The organism is Mycobacterium sp. DBP42 (genome assembly GCF_005924235.1).
In the GTDB taxonomy this organism is placed as follows: Bacteria; Actinomycetota; Actinomycetes; order Mycobacteriales; family Mycobacteriaceae; genus Mycobacterium; species Mycobacterium syngnathidarum.
This window is the reverse complement of sequence record NZ_VCMY01000034.1, coordinates 17886-37198: the sequence shown is the minus strand read 5'-3', so window position 1 is coordinate 37198 and position 19313 is coordinate 17886. Positions and strand designations below refer to the sequence as shown.

12 protein-coding genes and 3 pseudogenes are annotated in these 19313 nt (G+C 64.4%); 10 read left to right on the top strand and 5 right to left on the bottom strand.

Annotation, left to right across the window (positions count from 1 at the left end; all coding sequences use genetic code 11):
• The first annotated feature begins 8 nt into the window (after positions 1-8).
• From E0T84_RS23995 to E0T84_RS23960, 8 genes and pseudogenes are all read left to right on the top strand, one after another.
• Entirely contained in the window at positions 9-1397 is a 1389-nt protein-coding gene (locus tag E0T84_RS23995; RefSeq protein ID WP_070185359.1) for an AarF/ABC1/UbiB kinase family protein, read from the top strand.
• Positions 1394-2467, top strand: coding sequence for a cytochrome P450 (locus E0T84_RS23990; protein ID WP_159437513.1), 1074 nt, complete (start codon positions 1394-1396; stop codon positions 2465-2467). Before E0T84_RS23995 ends, E0T84_RS23990 begins: the two co-directional genes overlap by 4 nt.
• Before the next feature lie 145 nt (positions 2468-2612).
• Positions 2613-5486, top strand: coding sequence for an RND family transporter (locus E0T84_RS23985; protein WP_070185357.1), 2874 nt, complete (start codon positions 2613-2615; stop codon positions 5484-5486).
• Positions 5487-5731: 245 nt separating this feature from the next.
• Positions 5732-7036: a cytochrome P450 gene (locus E0T84_RS23980; RefSeq protein WP_138745744.1), complete on the top strand. Its 1305-nt coding sequence runs from the start codon at positions 5732-5734 to the stop codon at positions 7034-7036.
• A gap of 69 nt (positions 7037-7105) precedes the next feature.
• Positions 7106-8575 (top strand): NAD(P)/FAD-dependent oxidoreductase, encoded by a 1470-nt coding sequence (locus E0T84_RS23975; RefSeq protein ID WP_070185356.1) that lies wholly within the window; start codon positions 7106-7108, stop codon positions 8573-8575.
• A 104-nt stretch (positions 8576-8679) separates the two neighbouring features.
• Positions 8680-9015, top strand: coding sequence for a PASTA domain-containing protein (locus E0T84_RS23970; protein WP_159437512.1), 336 nt, complete (start codon positions 8680-8682; stop codon positions 9013-9015).
• Between the two features lie 90 nt (positions 9016-9105).
• A pseudogene (locus tag E0T84_RS32420) lies at positions 9106-9375 on the top strand (ATP-binding protein); the annotation flags it as partial.
• Between the two features lie 286 nt (positions 9376-9661).
• Complete coding sequence (locus E0T84_RS23960; RefSeq protein ID WP_200806082.1) at positions 9662-9895, top strand: cold shock domain-containing protein; 234 nt, start codon at positions 9662-9664, stop codon at positions 9893-9895.
• A gap of 2062 nt (positions 9896-11957) precedes the next feature.
• Here the strand turns inward: E0T84_RS23960 and E0T84_RS23955 are convergent.
• Positions 11958-12299: pseudogene (locus E0T84_RS23955) on the bottom strand (alpha/beta hydrolase); the annotation flags it as partial.
• Between the two features lie 146 nt (positions 12300-12445).
• Between E0T84_RS23955 and E0T84_RS23950 the strand changes: the two are divergent.
• Positions 12446-14179: a hypothetical protein gene (locus E0T84_RS23950; RefSeq protein WP_234998186.1), complete on the top strand. Its 1734-nt coding sequence runs from the start codon at positions 12446-12448 to the stop codon at positions 14177-14179.
• A gap of 408 nt (positions 14180-14587) precedes the next feature.
• Here the strand turns inward: E0T84_RS23950 and E0T84_RS23945 are convergent, their stop codons facing one another.
• The 4 genes and pseudogenes from E0T84_RS23945 to E0T84_RS23930 all read right to left on the bottom strand — a co-directional run bounded on the left by E0T84_RS23945 (position 14588) and on the right by E0T84_RS23930 (position 18458).
• Positions 14588-14917, bottom strand: coding sequence for a hypothetical protein (locus E0T84_RS23945; protein WP_234998185.1), 330 nt, complete (start codon positions 14915-14917; stop codon positions 14588-14590).
• Between the two features lie 184 nt (positions 14918-15101).
• The gene (locus E0T84_RS23940; RefSeq protein WP_070185353.1) at positions 15102-16742 is read right to left on the bottom strand and encodes a Shedu anti-phage system protein SduA domain-containing protein; all 1641 of its coding nucleotides are present in this window, start codon (positions 16740-16742) and stop codon (positions 15102-15104) included.
• Between the two features lie 567 nt (positions 16743-17309).
• Positions 17310-17657: a helix-turn-helix domain-containing protein gene (locus E0T84_RS32770; protein ID WP_110764916.1), complete on the bottom strand. Its 348-nt coding sequence runs from the start codon at positions 17655-17657 to the stop codon at positions 17310-17312.
• Between the two features lie 527 nt (positions 17658-18184).
• A pseudogene (locus E0T84_RS23930) lies at positions 18185-18458 on the bottom strand (helix-turn-helix domain-containing protein).
• A gap of 609 nt (positions 18459-19067) precedes the next feature.
• Here E0T84_RS23930 and E0T84_RS23925 point away from each other — a divergent pair.
• A complete protein-coding gene (locus E0T84_RS23925; RefSeq protein WP_138745739.1) occupies positions 19068-19304 on the top strand; it encodes a hypothetical protein in 237 nt (78 codons plus the stop codon).
• Positions 19305-19313: the final 9 nt, after the last annotated feature.

Below are 19313 nucleotides of genomic sequence, written 5' to 3'. Positions count from 1 at the left end.
TACACCACATGAAGAAGGCCGGAGTAGGTCGGCGAGGACGCATCGTCCGCGCAGCACCGCTGGTGGCGATGTCGAGTCGCACCGCGGGCGAAGTGGTGGTGTCCTCCCTGCGCAGGAAGCTGGGCGTGGCGTCGGAGACCGACGTCCACGACAAGGCCGCGCAGCGCTACGCAGACTACCTGGGCCAGTCCAAAGGCTTGTTGATGAAGGTCGGGCAGATCCTGTCCTACACGATGCTCGGCGGTGCCCTCGGCGATGGCAACGGCGCCTACCAGCGCGCTCTGACCAGATTGCAAAGCGATGCACCGCCGATGCCCACTGCGACCGCGATCAGCATCATCGAACTCGAGTTGGGTGCACCGCTGTACGAACTGTTTACAGAGTTCGACGCCACCCCCGTCGGCGCCGCGTCGATCGGGCAGGTCCACCGCGCGGTGACGGCCGACGGGCGCGAGGTGGCCGTCAAAGTTCAGTATCCCGGGGTCGACGAGGCGATCCGCAGTGATCTGGAAAACACCGACCTCCTAGCCACGTTCCTCGACATCGCTTCCAGTGCCGTTCCCGGGCTGGTCAATACCGACGTCAGCGCGCTCACCGACGAGGTGGCCCAGCGGGTGACCGAAGAACTCGATTACCGCATCGAGAGGGCCAATCAGCAGGCGTTCCTCGATGCGTATGAGGGCCATCCGTTCATTCGTATCCCCGCGGTGGTTGAAGACCTGTGCTCACAGCGGGTGCTGACCCAGGACTTCGTGCGGGGGCGAGACTGGCGCTCGGCGCAACAGGCGGCGCAGCCGCTGCGCGACGCGTGGGGCGAAGCCATCTATCGCTTCTCGATCGGGTCGGTGCGTAGATTCGGCCTGTTCAATGCCGACCCGCATCCAGGCAACTACCTCTTTCACGACGACGGTGGCGTCACGTTCCTGGACTTTGGGTGCGTGAAATCGTTCACCCCCGACCTCGTCGGGGCGATGCAGGACGTCATGTCGGCGGCCGTCGCCGGCGACGGCCACGCGCTGCTACAGGGACTGCATCGCAGCGGGTCGGTCGACCATCCCGCCCAGATCGACCACAGCGCGGCACTGCGATGGTTCTGTTCGGGACTGCAGTTGCTGACTGCCCCGCAGCCCTACCAGTTCGCGCCCGACGAGGTGGATGTGGCAGTGCGGGAGAAGTTCTCGATGACCGGACCGCATGGCCATGTCCTGCGCCAGCTGCGCCTGCCGCCGGACGCGCTGACCATCATGCGGATCGAGCTGGGCATGTACTCGATCCTGGCCGGTCTGCGTGCCCGCGGGATGTGGGAGGCGATCCGCCGGGAATGGGACCACCACGAGGCGCCGATCACGGTGATGGGCCGCAGCGAACAGCACCTGTGGCGCAAGGGAGCGGTGTGATATCGGCGTCGGGCGGTGAACTGTTGCTGCGTCGCTATGACGACGTCGCCGCGGTTCTGCGCTCGGACGGCTGGAGCAGCGACCCCCGGCGCAACGCCAACGCCTCGCCGGAGGTGCACCACGTTCCGTCGACCGTGTTGCTGTTCATGGACCCTCCCGACCATGCCCGGCTGCGGAAGCTGGTTCGCCCGCCCTTCACGGCGCTGTCGATCGATACGCTGGCGCCGCGGATCGCGGCGATCATCGATGCCGCACTGGATGAATTGAGCACCATCGGAGGGGATTTCGACCTCATCGCAGAGTTCGCGAGGATCGTTCCGCTGGCGGTGGTCAGTGAGATGTTCGATCTCGGGGTGGACGGCGCGCGCCTGGTCGACGAACACATTCCCGCCCTCGTCGGGATGCTGCAGGTCGACGCCGACGACCGGCAACTGGCCGCGAGCATCGATGCGGCCTTCGAGCTCAGCACCTTCCTGACCCCGCTGATCGCGGCGCGCCGGCGCCATCCCGGTGACGATGCGCTCAGCGCACTGGTCCGCCAGCCCGGCATCACCGCGCAGGAGGTGCTGGCGACGTGCATCATCGTGCTCGCCGCCGGGCTGGAATCGGTGTCCAACGCCATCGCCAACGCCACCCTGGCGTTGCTTCAGAACCCGGATCAAATCCCTCAACTCCTCAACGACCCGGTGTCCGCGGTCGAGGAACTGGTGCGCCACAGCGGGCCGGTCAAGCTCATCCGCCGGGTTGCCGACCGGGATCACACGGTGGGCGGCCACCGGATCCGGGCCGGGGACTCGGTGCTCTGCGATCTGCGCTCGGCCAATTGGGATCCAAGCCGTTTTACCGACCCTGAACGTCTCGATTTGGGGCGTAAGGCCAAGGGACACCTGGCTTTCAGTTCGGGAGCACACTTTTGCCTCGGGACCGCGTTGGCGAAGGTGGAAGTCACCGAAGCGGTGTGCTCGCTGTTCGAGCGCTACCCGGGCCTGATGCTGAAAGACACTACGCCTCAGTGGCGGGCCTCACGATCCACCCATGCGCTGGAGCACTTGACCGTATCGCTGTGCTAGCGCATGGCGCGGCCCGACGGCCCAGCCCGTCACCGCCGACCACCACATCGTTTCTGCCAGCACACGAACAGATTTGGATACCCGCAGTGAACCAACCAGGCACCATGATCACACCACGGCAGCTGCGGCGACAGGCGGGTCTGTGATGCAGCCGCGCACCGCGGGGACGCGCACAGCGCTGGCGATCGCGGTCGCCTTCTGCTGGCTGCTGGTGGCTGGCGCGGGCACCGTGGCGCTTCCCCACCTTGAACAGGTGATAAAGACGCATGGCAAGTCGTTCATCCCGGCAGGCACGCCGTCGAGCGTCATGGCGGACAAGATCGCCGAAAAGTTTCAGCGCGGCGGCACCAACAACGTCAACTACCTGATCCTGCAGAGGCAAGGCCCGCTGTCGGACGTCGATCGGGCGTATTACGGTCGGATCATCGCCGCGCTGCGAGCCGACGACGCCCACGTCGGTGACATCGCCGACCTATGGTCCGATCCGCTCACCGCCGGGATGAATCTCAGTGCGGACCGCAGTGCGGTGTTCGCGCTGTTGGCGCTCAACGGCAACGTGGGGACGAGCACGGCAACCGAATCTGTCGACGCAGCACGAGCGTTGGTGGCGTCATCTGACCCGCCGCCAGGCTTGAACGTGTTCGTCGCGGGCCCGGGCAGTGCCGTGACCGATGAACTCGCGGCGATCGATCGGGACATGATCATCGTGACCGTGGTGACGGTTCTCGTGATCGCCCTGCTGCTGCTGGTGGTGTACCGGTCGCCGGTCACCGTGCTGGTTCCGCTGGCGACCATCGGCCTGGCGCTGGCTACCGCGCGGGCGACAACCGCGGTTCTGGGGGAGCACGACCTCATCGAACTATCGACCTTTTCGGCAGCCCTGATGTCGGCCATGGTGTTGGGCGCCGGTACGGACTACTCGATCTTTCTGCTCGGCCGCTACCACGAGGGACGCCGAACTGGTCTGCCAGCCCACCACGCGCTGGGCACGGCGGTGCGCCAGGTGGCCCCGGTCATCGTGGCGTCCGCGCTGACCATCGCCGTCGCGACATCGGCACTCACGTTTGCCCGCATCGGCATCCTGCGCAGCGCCGGCATCCCATGTGCGATCGGCGTGCTGACGGCGATGGTGGCGGCCTTGACGTTGACACCGGCACTGATCTGGGTCGGCGCCAGGTGGGGGTTCATGGAACCCCGCAGTCGGCGGGTGAGCGAGGTGTTCTGGCGCAGGCTGGGCGCACTGGTGGCGCGGCGACCGGCGCCGATCATCGCGGTGACGGTGGGATTGCTCGTGGCGTGTATGTGTTCGCTGCCGTCAATGCGGTTGGGCTTCAGCGAGTTCGACGCGCAGCCGGCCGACACACCGACAAACCGGGCCTATGACGTGGTGGCCGAGAAGTTCGGCCAGAACCGGCTGGCCCCGAACCTGGTCCTCATCGAGGCCGATCACGACCTGCGCACGTCCGGCGACCTCATCGCCATCGAGAAGGTGACCCGCGCCTTATTCGCGATACCGGAGACCTCGACGGTTCAGTCGATCACGCGCCCGGCTGGAGAGCCGTTGCGGGAGTCGACGCTGACCTACCAGGCGTCGGTCATCGGCCAGCGGTTGGCCGACGGTGCGGGGCAGATCAGCGACCAGCGCGCCGTGTTCGATCAGCTCGCATCGACGGTGCACAGCGCCAACGCTGCGACTGCGGCCCTGACCGCGACGGCGGCGAAGCTGGAGCAGAATCTGCGCGAAGCGGGGACGGGTTTGTCCTCCTTCGACGACGCGACCCGGACTGCGACAACGCAACTCGACACGGTGAAGGCCGGCCTTGAGCCGCTGCGAAATTTTGTCGACACCCGTCCGGACTGCCCGTCGGATGCGGTCTGCGCCATGGCCGCGCAGGCGTTGCGCCCCGTCGACAGCCTGACCGACATTGTCGGCGCCGTCTCGGCCGGCTTGGACCGACTGCGAGTGGGCACCGCATCGGTGGACGGCAACGCCGGCGCCTCCCGGCAAGCATTGGATCAGCTCAGGCGCTCGCTGGCGCAGATTCCAGCGCTCGTCGGCACCGTCAACGGGTCCTTGAAGGACCTGACCAGCCAGAGCACGCAACTGGCGGACTACTTCGGGCAAATGAGCGAGAGCTTCGGCAACGACCCTGCCGCCGGGTTCTACATGCCGCCGGAGGTCTTCTCCGACGCTCGGTTTCAGCGCGCGGTGGATCTGCTGATCTCACCGGATGGACATTCCACCAGGCTGATCGTCTATGGCCGCGGCGACGCCTTCGGCGACGAGGGCATGCAGTTGGTCGACAAGATGCGCGCGGCGGTCAGCAGCGCCGTCAAAGGGGGCACACTGGCCGGCAGCACCGTCTCAGTGGGCGGAGCGGGGGCCGCGGTTCAAGACCTCCGCGACCTGATGTGGGGGGATTTGTCCCTGATGGTGCTCACGACGCTGGGCATGGTCTTCTTGATCGTTGCGTTTACGCTGCGCAGCCCCGCAGCGGGTGCCGTCGTCGTCGCAACGGTCGTGTTGTCCTACGGCGCGGCACTGGGACTCAGTGTCCTGATCTGGCAGCACATCTTCGGTGTCGAGATTCACTGGACGATGCTGTCGATCACGTTCCTGTCGCTGGTCGGCGTCGGCGCGGACTACAACCTCATGTATGCCGCCCGGTTGCGCCAGGAGATCAGCTCCGCGGGATTCGGAACCGGCACGATCCGCACGTTCGGCAGCACCGGGGGAGTCGTCACCACCGCGGGCATTGTTTTCGGTGTCACCATGTTCGCGATGCTCGGCAGTTCGGTGTCGAGCATCGGCCAGGTGGGCTCGACGATCGGGATCGGCCTGCTCATCGACACTCTCGTCGTGCGCGCGCTGCTGCTGCCGGCCCTGGCGGCCAGTTTGCGGCGCCGATTCTGGTGGCCGCTGAGCTTCTCCATCCCGGGCGGCCGGCGGCCCGGCAGTGCGGTCGGCGCCCTGTACCGCGCAGTCCGGCAGAGCATGAACCGCACGGTGGCACCGTGACGTCGGACTCCGCGCCCGAGCGCCGGTGCCCGGTGTCGGTCCACGCCGGCCCGGCAGCTGCCCCACCGCGGCGCCGACCATGGTTCTGGCGACGCATCGTCGACCGAGAGTCCTTCGGCGCGAACAGATCTGACACCGGTCCTGCCCTGATCGGACAGCATCGCGCCGGAACCGCCGACGCGCTGCAAGCCGCTGGCGGGTCGCAGCGCGGCGACCAGCGCCCGCCCGGGATTCACGTCCCCAAGATGTTGGAATTTCCATGTGCAGCGTTGGCGGCCTGCGCATACTTCCTGCTCGGGGAGCGGATGGTCTCCGCCCTGGTCACCCGGTACGGCCCGGTCGTCTCCCTGCCCCTCCTCGGCTACGGCACTTTGGTGATCGTCTCCGACGCCGCGCACGCCAAACAGGTGTTCACCACCTCGCCGCATTCGATGCTCGGCGGCGAAGGGGTGGGGCCCGCTGCGGCGATCTGCGGTACCGGATCGATGTTCGTGCAGGAGGAACCCGACCACCTGCTGCGCCGGAAATTGCTCACGCCGGCATTCAGCGGGGCAGCACTGCTTGACGGCTACGCCGAGGTGATGGCCGCCGCCGCCCGCGAGGCACTGCGCGCGTGGCCGCCGGGCCGACCGATGAAGATGCTGGACTTCGCCCGTAATCTCAGTCTGAACATCATCGTCAGGGTCGTGGCCGGCCCAGATGCAGCCATGGACAACAATGTCCTGCGCAGACTGTTCGGGCAGCTCCTCGAGTTGGCAGTCTCGGAGCAGATCGTCGTGCGTTACGCTCTGCGCCGCGCGGGGGCCCTGCGCCGCTGGCGCCGCTTGACCGCCGCCAATCAGGCTATCGACGGGGCCCTCTATCCGCTGATTGCACGCCGGCGCCGTAGCCCGGCTGCTGCGGGCGGCAACGATGTGCTCGCAGCATTCTTGGGCGCCATCGGCAACAGCGCAGCCGCGGTGTCCGACAGAGAGATTCGTGACGACCTGGTCACCCTGATGATGGCGGGGCACGAGACGACCGCCATCACCTTGGCGAACATCATCGACCTGCTGGTCCACCACCCCCGCATCCTCGCCCGGGTGACCGACGAAGTCCACCACGGCGGGGACGCCTACACATCGGCGGTGATCAACGAAACGCTTCGCCTACGCCCGCCGCTGCCCTTCACCGCGCGGGTCACCGCCGGTGACTGCGACATCGGCGCTTACACTATCGCGGCCGGGTGCCGGGTCATGGTGCACATCAATGGGGTGAACCACGATCCGGCCATCTATCCCGCACCACAGCTGTTTCAGCCTGAACGCTTTCTGGATCGCGATCCGCCGCCGTATGCGTGGATCCCATTCGGCGGGGGCGTGAAACGCTGCCTGGGAGCTAATTTCGCGCACCGTGAGCTCACGGTAGTGCTTCATGAACTGCTCCGGGCGGGCACCTTCACCCCCGTGCGGAACCGACCCGATACCGTCGTGCGTCGGTCGATCGTCTTGGTGCCCCGTCGCGGGGCAGCGGTGACGTTTCGCCCCGCAGACCCGGCCGACACCGACTGAGCCCTGGCGCAGCGGCGAACCGGCGACGCAGGATTCGGAGTCCGCCACAATGGTGGAGAAGGGAGCATCATGCCAACCGCCCTGATCGTGGGGTCAGGCCCCAACGGGCTGACCGCCGCCATCACTTTGGCGCGCGCCGGCGTCGACGTGGTGGTTGCCGAAGCGCAGAACTCGATCGGGGGTGGGCTTCGTTCCGGGGAACTCACGCTGCCCGGTCTGATCCACGACCACTGTGCAGCCATTGTCCCCACGGCGGTGGCCTCACCGTTCATCAAGACGCTGAACCTCGAACAGCACGGTGTGCAGTGGGCCTGGCCGGACGTCGAACTCGCGCATCCGCTCGACGGCGGACGCGCCGCGGCGGTGTTCCGTTCGCTGGACACCACCGCGCAGTACCTCGACGCCGACGCCGGCGCCTACCGCCGCATGTTCGACTGGCTGGTCGCCAACTACGACCACTTCGCCGCCGACCTGCTCAGCCCGATGGTCGCGGTTCCGCGCCGCCCACTGAAACTCGCGCGATTCGGGCTGCCCGCGATGCTGCCCGCGACGCTGCTCGTGCAGGCGTTCCGCACACCGGAGGCTCGCGCACTGTTCGCTGGCAACGCCGCGCACAGCTGGACCCCACTGAGCCGTCCCCCATCGGCGGGTGTTGCGCTCATGTTTGGCACCATCGCTCACAGATACGGATGGCCGTGCGTCGTGGGCGGCACCGCGCAACTCGCCGAGGCGTTCGCACGACTGCTTCGATCCCTGGGTGGGCGCATCGAGACCGCGACCCCCATCCGCTCCCGCGAACAAATCGCCGATTTCGATCTGGTGTTGTTCGACACCAGCCCCGCGCTGGTGCTACGCCTGCTCGGCGACCGGCTACCGGCCCGCACCCGCCGCGCCTACGCGCGCTACCGCTACGGGGCCGCCGCCTTCAAGCTTGACCTCGCGGTGCACGGCGGCATCCCGTGGACCAACAGTTTTGCGCGTTCGGCGGGCACCGTCCACGTCTGCGGAAGCTACGAGGAAATCGTCGCCGCTGAACACGACACCTACCACGGCAGGATGCCCTCCCGACCGTTCATGATCGTGGGCCAGCAGTCGGTAGCCGACCCCACCCGCGCGCATCGCGACCTACACCCCATCTACGCCTATGCCCATGTCCCGCAGGGCTATTCGGCAGACCCTACCGAGTCCATGTTGGACCAGATCGAACGATTCGCGCCCGGATTCCGCGACCGGATTGCCTGCGTGGCGCGGCGCGGGCCCCAGGATTTGTACCGCGACAACGCCAATATCGTCGACGGCGACATCAACGGCGGCGCGATGGACCTCCGGCAGTACATCGCCCGGCCCCGGCTGACACCCGATCCGTACTGGACCGGCATACCGGGGCACTACTTGTGTTCCTCCTCGACACCGCCAGGTGCGGGAGTCCACGGCATGTGTGGACACCTCGCGGCGCTGTCGGCACTTCAACGCGCAAGGATTATCGCACCGCCGCGTGTCCTGGGTGACACATGCACCGACGGATCGCAGGAATGCTGAGGTGCGATGCTCTGGCCGTCAAGCGGTGTTCGGGGCTGATGCACGCTGGGGACCTGTGGACCCCGGCAGGGCGCCGTGGGATCCGCAAGATCTGGAGGCGGGCAGTGCTGGAGAAACTTCGCGGCAAACCAGGCCGCGCAGGCTGGTGGGCCGCTGTTGCAGCGGTGGCGGGCCTGTTAATGGCGACGTGTGGTGCGACGTCCTGCGCGTCTGAAGATACGGCGCCGCCGGATGAAATCGTCCTACCCAACTTGGTCGGCCTGTACTGGAAAGACGCATCCAAGCAGCTGCTGGACGTTGGATGGACAGGGGCCATTGAGAAGATGCCCGATGCCGCAGTGGAGCCGAAAGACCGGGAGCGCATCGTTGTTCAACGTCCAGGCGGGGGCGAGCACGTACCTCGCGACGTGGTTATCACCCTGCAGTTTGGAGCGCCCTAACGTCGACCGGCATCGGGAACTCACGTCCTCGTAGGTGTGTATTAAGCAATGCAGTCTGTCGCGCGGTTGCACATGCAGGGCCTCAGAGGATCACTGACAGCGGCCCTGGACCGACTGCTGGCCGTCGAGGTCGATGCCAGCACCGCGCCGCCTGGCCGGGGCTGCTGGCTTCGCCAGCAGGCCCACCCCCGCCGAACTGACTGATATCGATGTCGACGCCGCCAACGGTATTGACCGCGCCACGATCGGCGAACTAGGCACCTGCCACTATCTGGAGTCAGCGACTCTCATCGTGCTTATCGGGCCTGGGATAGGAAAGACCACCTGTCAGTCGGATTGGCAAGGGCTGCAGCCCTTGCCCGGGTTGTAGGTCGAGTCAAGCGGGGTGGGGCGCGTCGTAGGTCGACACCCCTTGGGTGGGATGTTGACGTTGTGCGGTTGGCGGTGAGGGCGGGTGCCTGGCCCATGCTGATGTATGCAACTCGGGGTGCTCCACACACCGGCGGCAACAGTGGAGTACACCCCGGACCGACCTACAGATAACGAGCACGACTGGTTGGTCTGTTGTTGCACAGAAGTATCCGATCCGGCTTCAATGGCCGCTCGAAGATGCAAATTCAACTATTGAAAGGCTGAAATTGCGAGCATGGCCATTTCAACAGGGACTGTCAGTGAATGGCACAAGAGCGAGGGCTGGGGCGTCATCAACTCACCAGATACTCCCGGCGGATGCTTCGTCCATTTTACGCACATAGTCAACCAAACTGGATTCCGTGAGTTGCAGGCTGGCGAGGCTGTTCAATTTGAATGGGAAGCGGGCAGTCAAGATGACTACAATTTTCGCGCCCTTGTGGTCCGACGGGGCGGAGATCACAGTTAACGGTCGCCCCGCTCGGGGCAAACTTTTTCTGGTGGATCGGGCGGACTCCCGCATGTCCTGATAATGACGCTCGCCGAGCCGTACCCAGGCCGGTCTGCCTGGCCAAACGGTGCGCGCCCCACCGTAATGGAGCTTCGCCAATCACCGACAAACTTGATGGAATAGCTGCTCTTTGGACCCGGTCCGTCGGAACAAACACCGCCTTGACCACGCAGTAGTAGAGCCCGTCGTCGGCGTACAACGGTGTATCGTCGCGCATCGGCGGCGAGCGATGCGCAAGCTGGGCCGAAGCAACCGACCAAACAGACCCTCCAGAAGTGTCGCCCCGAAGCTGTATCCGCGCACCACCACTCATCCCACGGTTGTCAGGCCGGCCAGCACACCTGCCGCTCGGCAGCACATCGAACGAATCCGCCAGTCCAGAGTCAAAACACGGTGCCATCTGTACCCGAAACCGCCGGTGGCCGCACCCGCAGGGGCGACGCCTCAGTGCTAGTCGTTATCGGGAGCCCAGTCGAACACCCCGAGACTAGGAGCGACACAACCACCATGGGTATCACCCACACTGCGCACCGACTTTGCGCCACCATGTCGACTGTACGTTGTCGGCTTCACGACACTCTTGGTCACCACGGTGCCACGTCGCTCGACCAAATGTCCCCCCGCAGTGTCGCTTTCGGCGCTGGCACGAAACGAATACCGGCTCCGTCATCGATGGCAAACGCTGATAGTGGACCTCCGGTACCAACCAGCTAATCCATCTATTGGCGCGGCCTCATAGGTCGACGCAGACGACAGCAAGCCCAGCAAGTTGCGGGCACCGACGCGGCGAGGACACCGACGCAGGCGTCGTGGGAGTCAATGCCTTCCGATTCGGTAACGAGTGGCACCGAGAATCCCTCGTGCACATCGGCTTTGCCGCGTCGGCCGCTTGCGCAGATCTCGCAAGCGTGCTGTTCACGGTTTGCGAACCGGCCCGACATCTGGGCACCCTCGAACCCCGGTCGCGGCGCACCAGAGAACGACGAGGCGACGCTTCCTGAGCCGGCTGAACCCGGAGGTTTGCGCGCCACCTGACGTTGACCATCTTCTCGTGCCCAGCGCGGAACTGATTAACTTCTCGGCAACAACGGGGCGTCTGAATACGAGGGAAATGGCTGGTACACATGCGGTGCCAAACCCGCCGGCTTGTTGTGGCTGGCCAGCAGGGAGCATCGTGATGTCTGAGATGAGTGGCGGTGAACGGCCGCAGTTGACCGACGTGGATGCCACCTCGCAGCGGAGATGAGTTGCAGCTGGGCACATTTCGTCTGACGTTGGCGACCACACCGAGAGCAGCCGAGCGCGGCGAGCGGGCCGCCCGGCGCGTGATATGCAGGACTGTCTGACACCGCGCCGCGCGGATTCTGTTCGATGTGGGTTGAACCGACCCGGTGGTGATACGGGTGCTCGCCCCCAAAGCGGTTGGAGGCGAGCCCCGTGTCTCTGAAGTGTAGGGGTGAGGGCGCTGTGGGCGTCCAGAATTGCCGAGCAAATCTTGGCCCGGCAGGTGCCGGCTTCAGGACAGGGGCCGACATCACGGGGGGGCTTCACGTCACGGAGTCCAGCGCCGCCAACCATGTCGACTACCGCGCGGCGTTGTCGCTCGACGACTCCCACACCGGCCGCAAGGTGCCCACCCTTCAATGCCGGTACGGACCGTGTTGGGGCGCCAAGGCGTGCTGAGCTCAGCAGAGTTGCCGGTGATTGTGCACAGAAGACGCAAGCCGGCGTGCCGGAGCGGATCGCTCTGGCCACCAGGGGGTCTGGCCAGGTTAGCTCTGGTGGCCAGTCCGGCGCTCACCACCACTTCAGCAGTGAGGGCTCAATTCCCGCCCGTCCTTCTGGGGTTAAGGCAAAAGCCCGTCGGCCTTTTGGCAATCGGCCTTACCGTTGGCGATCCGCGCAGGCTTCCCGCAACGCGCTCGGCCTTTAGCCTGTTGACCGCAGCCACGACGCCACCGTTCGCGCCGACGCCGGCCGGGTTGACGAGGTTCACAACCTGGGCGACGGTCCAGCGGTGTCAGCCGACGTGCTTGTCGAACCACTCAATCGGTAGTTCGGGATGGACACCGAAGAAGTTGTAGCCGTCGAATCGCCGGTCGGTACCTTCGATCCAGTACAGTCGCTTCTCCTCCACCGGGATGGCGTCGAAAATGTCTTGAACGTCTTGCGGCCGGGTCATCGTGTCGTCGTGGACCTGTGCGACCAGGGTAGGCACCGTGATGGCTGTGACGTGCTGAAGCGGTGACTGCTCGGCCAGATGGAACCCGGTGCGCTCGTGGACGGCGGCGTCGAACTTCTCATAGCCGTCCTTCAGGCCGATGCCTTTGACGAACTCTTCGACGATGTACTTGCCAGACAAGCTACCAGGGCACCTTCATCGGTGCTCGTCGCTACGTTCTGGATACCTTCGCCACCACCAAGAGCGCCGGCGTCAAGAAGCGCGTCTCGCAGTTCGTCGGAAGCGGCCCATGCCACGGAAAACGATTGAAACCTGAAGCTCTCTCGGTGACATTCGAAGGTCTCGACATCGCCGCGCTGTCACGGGTCACGTTGGACCACCTCGAGGCGCTTTGCAGCACCGTGCTCAGCCCGGACTGGGCGCCCGACGTGTCGGGCGAGGTACTCGACAAGAAAACACGACGGTCGGCGGTCAAGGCCCGGGTGGAAGCTGGCGGGTCCGCGCATGCCGGAGCGCCAGATGTTCGGCAGACACTCAACATGTCGGCCGAGAAACGTGCCGCCGCCCAGCGTTTGGTGGCCGACCTACAGGAGCGACTGCAACCGCTGATCAGTCTGGGGCTGGGATATCTGTCTCTCGCGCGCAGCACGCCAACGCTCTCGGGAGGTGAGCTGCAGCGCGTCCGACTGGCAACGCAGTTGTCGTCTCAGTTGTTCGGAGTCGTGTACGTGCTGGATGAACCATCGGCCGGTCTGCACCCTCGCGACCGCGACGCGTTGCGCGACATCTTGCAGGGACTCAAGGACGGCGGCAACAGTATCTTCGTGGTCGAGCACTCACTCGACATCATCGCCGCCGCGGACTGGCTGGTCGATATCGGGCCGGGTGCAGGCGTGGATGGCGGTGAGATCCTCTATAGCGGGCCGCCGGAGGGTCTGGCAGAAGTGACTGAATCCGTCACGCGCCGTTACTTGTTCGGTAAGGGCGCACAGACCGCTCCACGCACGCCACGGGATCGTGTCGACTGGCTGGAGCTCGCAGACGTACGGCGCAACAATCTGCACGACCTGTGTGTGTCGGTTCCTCTCCGGTGTCTCACCGCAGTTACGGGAGTGTCCGGATCGGGCAAGTCAAGCCTTGTCGCGCACGCGCTCGCCGAAATCGTCGGCGACCACCTGGGCCGCCCTGTCCGCTTCGACGACGCGGGTGACGATGACCTGCTCGCCGAGGCCGCGCCTCCCGCCTCGGGCCAGGTGGTCGGCCACACCCACGGCATCCGCAGAGTCGTGTGCATCGACCAGAAACCGATCGGACGTACGCCGCGATCCAATGTCGCCACCTACACCGGGGTGTTCGACCACATCCGCCGAAGGTTCGCCGAGACTCCGCAGGCACAGGCTCGGGGCTACAAGCCCGGGCGGTTCTCCTTCAACGTCGCCGGCGTACGCTGCCCGACCTGCGAAGGCGAGGGGTGGGTGATGGTCGAACTGCTCTTCCTCCCAAGTGTTTACAGCCCGTGCCCCGACTGCCATGGAACACGGTACAACGCAGAGACTCTCGAAATCCGTTGGCACGAACACAACATCGCCGAGGTGCTCGAACTCAGCGTTTCGTCGGCCCGAGGGTTCTTCGACGGCGAGGCGGAGATACTTCGCGCTATCGAGGCACTGTGCGATGTCGGGCTCGGCTATCTACGCCTCGGACATCCGGCCACCGAACTGTCTGGCGGCGAGGCGCAGCGCGTCAAGCTCGCCGGTGAACTGCAGCGTGCGCACCGTGGCGACACTCTCTATCTGCTCGACGAGCCCACCGCAGGACTGCACCCCGCCGACACCGACCGGCTGCTCGCACACCTGCACCGGCTCGTCGATGCGGGCAACACCGTGGTTGCGGCCGAACTGGATATGCGCGTGGTTGCACAGGCTGACTACGTCATCGACATGGGCCCTGGTGCCGGCACGGCCGGCGGCCGGATCGTCGCCGCGGGCACCCCTGCCGAGATCGCGCAGTGCCCGACCAGCGCCACCGCGCCTTACCTGGCCGCTGACTTGGCGCGCTGATCAAGCTCCTTGGCAGGGATCGTCACCACGGTGGTATGTGCAAGTCACCACACTTTGAAAGACGTACTGCGAAGGTGCCAACCCCATTTCAGGTTCTTGTTCCGGACGCCAAACGAAACCGTGCTCGACGCACCTGGGTCTCGCCGCCGTCGACGATCTTTGGTATGGCGCGCTTGGCGGGCGGGAGAGACTCGGCGAGCACGACCGAATCCGCTAGATGCTCATACGCACAATCGAACGCAAAGGCTGTTCGGCGTTGATCCGTTGTGCCTGCCTCGACCCGATACAGCGGATAGTTCCCACGTCGAGCGGACCGGGGCTCAGGTTCGGCGCCGCATAAACCCGTGTCCCGAGCTGCCCTAATAGGACTTGACGGTAGCGCCACAGGCATGGCGGAAAACCGGATTTCTAACGGTGGTCGATGAACTCCTCGGCCGCCGCCACGACCTCACCGAACAGGCCCTCGCGGATCGCCAAATACGGGGGACGCTCCTCGAAACGCGGGTTGGCCCCAATGAACCAGGCCCGTGCCACATTCGGCCCCTCGGCGTCTGCGATCGTTGACCACACCCGGTAGGCGACCTGCAGACGCGCCAGCGACTCGTGTCGCGGCTGCGAACCGCCGGCTGCCCATTTGTACGGTTGCTTGCGATCACGAACCCCCGCCAGGGCTGCCACCACTGTCGGCCCCAGGTGCTCTACCAGCTCGCGCACCAGGTCAGCGGCAGGCACACGCATCGCCTGAGCGTGCATTGCTGATCCATTCGCCACAGCCACGATTACTTCCTCCCCGTCTTCTCCTGGCCGCTGAGGCGGCACGCGTGCACGGTGTGCACCATAAATCGTACGTAAAACCCACCAAAAAGCACCCACAACGGCGTTCCACGTCCGGGTTTGATGCCGGATACAGGATGGTTCGGTCTCACCTGGGAGGTAGCGCAGAATGCCGGTTCTCGCGATGGTCCGTTGGTGGGGACACCGTTAACAGGGCTCGTTCGGCGCTCTCGATGAGAGCGTCGTAGGTGACCACGGTGATCCGCGTGAGATGACTGTTGTAGGTGCGGATGGCCTCAAGTATGTCGCGCCGATCGTAATTCGCGGACACGAATGACGTGTGCCCGATCACCACGGTGATCGAGGCCCGTCGACAATCCAAATCGAGTTCATTCAGGATGTGGTCACGGTTCTCATCCAGGACTCGCAGGTAATTCATTGCCTGCCCGACAGCTCGATTCACCTGCCCGCCGACAACAAGGCGCTTGGGCTTACCGGTGACCAACTCCTCGATGTGCGCTCGCTTCAGTTCCACACCATGCAGGGATCCGTCAAAGCGGATGAGCGACATGTCGAGTTGGTCTGTGGCGGTGAGGGTTCTGCGGGCCGTCTCGTGTATGAACTCGCCTCCAAAGACCCACGGCATGCCTTGCAGCTGCTCCTGAATCTTGTGTTCTGGATTGGCGGGAGTTTCAACAATGGAACGCAGCTTGTCCAGATCTGATCGACGCTGTGCATGCGCGATGAGCGCAGACACGATTCGCGCGTCGTCGAGTATGCCAAGCTGGGCAATCGCGGACGGGTCTTGCTCGGCAAGAGTGCGCAATGTGCGGAGCATTACGGCATTGTCGTGAGATCCGCCGGCCATGTTCTCGGCCTTGGTGGCGGCTTGATTGGTATCGGTAACCGTGTGACGCAGCGAGAGGTGTACGCGTCGCGTCGACGTGGCCGGTTGGTCAGCCGACAGTGCTCGTCCGCGGTCGAGCGGACGCAGGCGAATGACCGGGACCATTTTTGTGTCCGGAGGTGGGCCAGTCATCTTGGAGATGCGATTTGGTGTCCACCGCGCGCGTTGGCCGGTGTTTTCCCAGTGGTCGACGGGATCGTGTGGCGCAACAGTGAATTCCCCGAGGTAGCGGCACCGGTCGCCTTCGACATTGAACACCCGTAACGCCATGCCGCGGTTTACGTGGCCGAGCATGGCGAGATTGTGATGGGTCAGGCGGCGACCGGACTCGGCGTTGCCTGCAATCAGAAGGTGTTCGCCGCGCCAACCCAGGCCGTTGAGTTTCGATTCGGCTTGGGAAGGATTGAATACCAAGATGTTTGGCGTCTGACCGCTCACGGCCACGCGCTGTCGGCTGCCGCCGAACACATCATGTACCTGCTTGCGGCGCCCGATTTCATCTCCTGGAACGAGATCCCACGCTGTGGGCCACTTATCGGCGGATGGGGCGGATGTGGCCAAATTCCTCAGACGATCCGATTCCTCGGCGGTCAAGCTGAGCTGCAACGCGTTAAGCCGGCCGCTGGTGTGGCGAGGAAGCTTCTTCGATTGGGTGACCACTGTGTTGAGGCCGCCGGCCCGCAGGTAACCGGCCGAAAGAGGGTTGCTTAGGTTGAAAGTGTGGTGTGCGATGGCAGCGCATATGTGGCTGTACTCAGGGGGAGAATCGTCGTGATCGAGCACATGGCGAAGAGCGCTCGTGTGCGTCTCGATCGGAACGTGATCGACGATGACACCCTGAGCGACGATGCCGCTGCCGAAGGCTGAGCGCCAAAACAGCACTTGGTCTCCCACGTTGGCCTCTAGCGGCAGGTACGTGGGATACCCACACCTCGGCGCCACGCCATGAGCGTGATGCTGGTCGAGGCTGTGCAAGCTGGATGTATCGACCGGTAGTAGCCAATGAGCCGTCACGTTCACCAACCTTGCTTTCGTGTACTGCCGTGATCAGTAGAGTCTTTCGCCCGGCCGCGCCTCGTAGGGGATGCCCACACATGAACCGTTGCCGTTTGGTGCGATGCGACAGATCGCACACCGCCGAACGCCGGGGCAGTCACAGAAATCGCATCGGCCACCCCATCCGGCGCTTGTCGCGGGTGGACAAGGTTCCCACGCCACAGTGGGCGGGTTGGACGGTGCTGCGTCGGGCTTGCACGGGTGTTTCTGCCGGGGATCTTGCTGTAGCGGGTTGGAGGGTATCCGGCGTGGCTGACAGACAACCGGCTGGATCCGAAGCGATCCGCATGCAGTCGTAGCGGCTCCATCGGGACGCGCCGGTATCAAGGCATACGGTAACGCGGCACGGCGATGCGCCCCCTTCAGCGCTAACCCGGAGATTCTCCCGCGGCGTTATGACCTCTCAGTGGTGCTAGGCAAAAAGAACCGCGGAGACACTCCGAAAAGGTCAGCGAGTTCAAAAATTACGGCGATATCCGGTATGGCCTCACCGTTGTAATAGCGATAGATCTGAGTTTGGGATGGCGCGAAGTCGGGCGCTACGTGCTGAAGACTCTTCTGAACCGCCAGAGGGGTCACCTTGCGCAGCTTGCTTCCGGTACCTGCTGGCCGGTACCGGTGGCTGTTCGTCAATTCGGCCAGTCTCTCCCGGAAATATGTGACTGCCGGATGCAAAACCTGACGGACTCCCGCGTTGTCTCCGGGTTCAAAGTCGCTGCTCACGCGCTCCTGTCCTCCCATCGGCAAACACCACCTGTGCCCCTACTAGTAGTGCACACTACACACGAACTGATCCTTAGTGCGCAAGGAGTGGCGATCATCAACCCGGCATGCGCGATCGCAATTGCCTCACCAGCTGGGCATCACGGCTCCCCGTAGCGACGCATTGCTGCAGGTCGATGCCCCATGCCGCGCAGGACCCGGAACGTAACGATCGCGTAGGTTCGTGTGAGCAATGCAAATATGTGCAACGAATGCGTTGCCGTAGGACACCGCGAGAATTGCCGTGACATATAGCCAGTAATGACGCGCTGGCAAACAGGGCATCTTCCCTTACGGAGATTTCCCAGGAGGGGTGAAGCGCGGCTCCAGAAGGATGACCCAGGATTATTGCGTGTGATGTCAGAGAAGCGTTCAAACTGTCCTCGCGGGCGATATTATTTCATGCTGATCGAAAACCCCGGCATGCCTCGATACGTCCTAATTGGTTGATTTTTCTATTCCGCATACACTGACGGGCGGCGTCACGGTTCTGTGACATTATCTGATCACTCAACATCGGGAATATCTAGAAGTTCCCTGGCTGGAACGTCTAGGGCATGGGCGATGTCGAATAAGCGTTCATAGAGAAGCCCTCTTCGGCCATGCTCCATGCTCCACATCCAGCAGAACGTTGCGTGTGACTCCGGACTCCAGTGCAAGGGATTCTTGGGTCAGGCCTCGCGCTTTGCGCAATTCTCGGATTCGAAGGCCGACGGCAACGCGGTACTGCGCCCACTGAGTGGCCCGGCGGGGATCGGTTTGCGTAGGTCGAGTGGGCACGACATCAGTACGGAGGTGCGCAGGCAAATAGTCAGCCCTACTAGTAGTGCATTGATGTGTGGGCATCCCCTCATACGGTGAAGGTGCACCCCCAGACCGATGAAATCGGCTGGCGCATTTGCGAGGAGATTTTCATGCGCTCGACATCAGCGTGGTGCCACACGGGCCATTGCGGTCGGGCAACGGGCGCTTCTCGCAGACCGATCGACTGCGCGTCGGCGGCGGGCCGACTAGCCTGTCGGTGCCGTGAAGTAGCCTCGCCCGAGGCGACACGCCGAGCAGGGTCTGACCAATTGCCGATTGTCGTCCCGTGGTGCAATTTGCAGATCCAGACCGAGCGTGCCGGACGCGGACGTGCATGTCACCCGCGTGCACGGGCACCGCAAAGCGCTGTCGTACAGGCAGATTGCGCTCGGTCGCTGAGCCACGGCTGGTCCGCCTCGTGCGGTGTGCGGGGTGGTCGTTGTCACCACGAGCGGTAACAAATGGGGCATTGGCGCCCGACGCGCTACCGACAACCGTCGATCACCCTACTAGCGGGGCTAGCGTCACATCCGACGGCGCGTTCTGGCGGATGCCGGGATGTCCCGGAAAGAAACGGAGACAGCGATGCCGCCCAGGCCCACGATGGGACATCGGGACCGTGTGCGGGTGGAGTTCGGTCTCACACCGGACATCGCTGAAGCCGTCTACGCCTATGCCAAATCGAGTGGCCTGTCGCTATCGGCGGCGGGCAACCGGCTCCTGAACCACGCACTCACCCATATCGCCGGTGTCGTCACCAACGAGGCCGACAGGCATGCGACCGACACCGCCAGTGGTCACCGGCACACCGAAAGGAGGTAGAACCAGCAG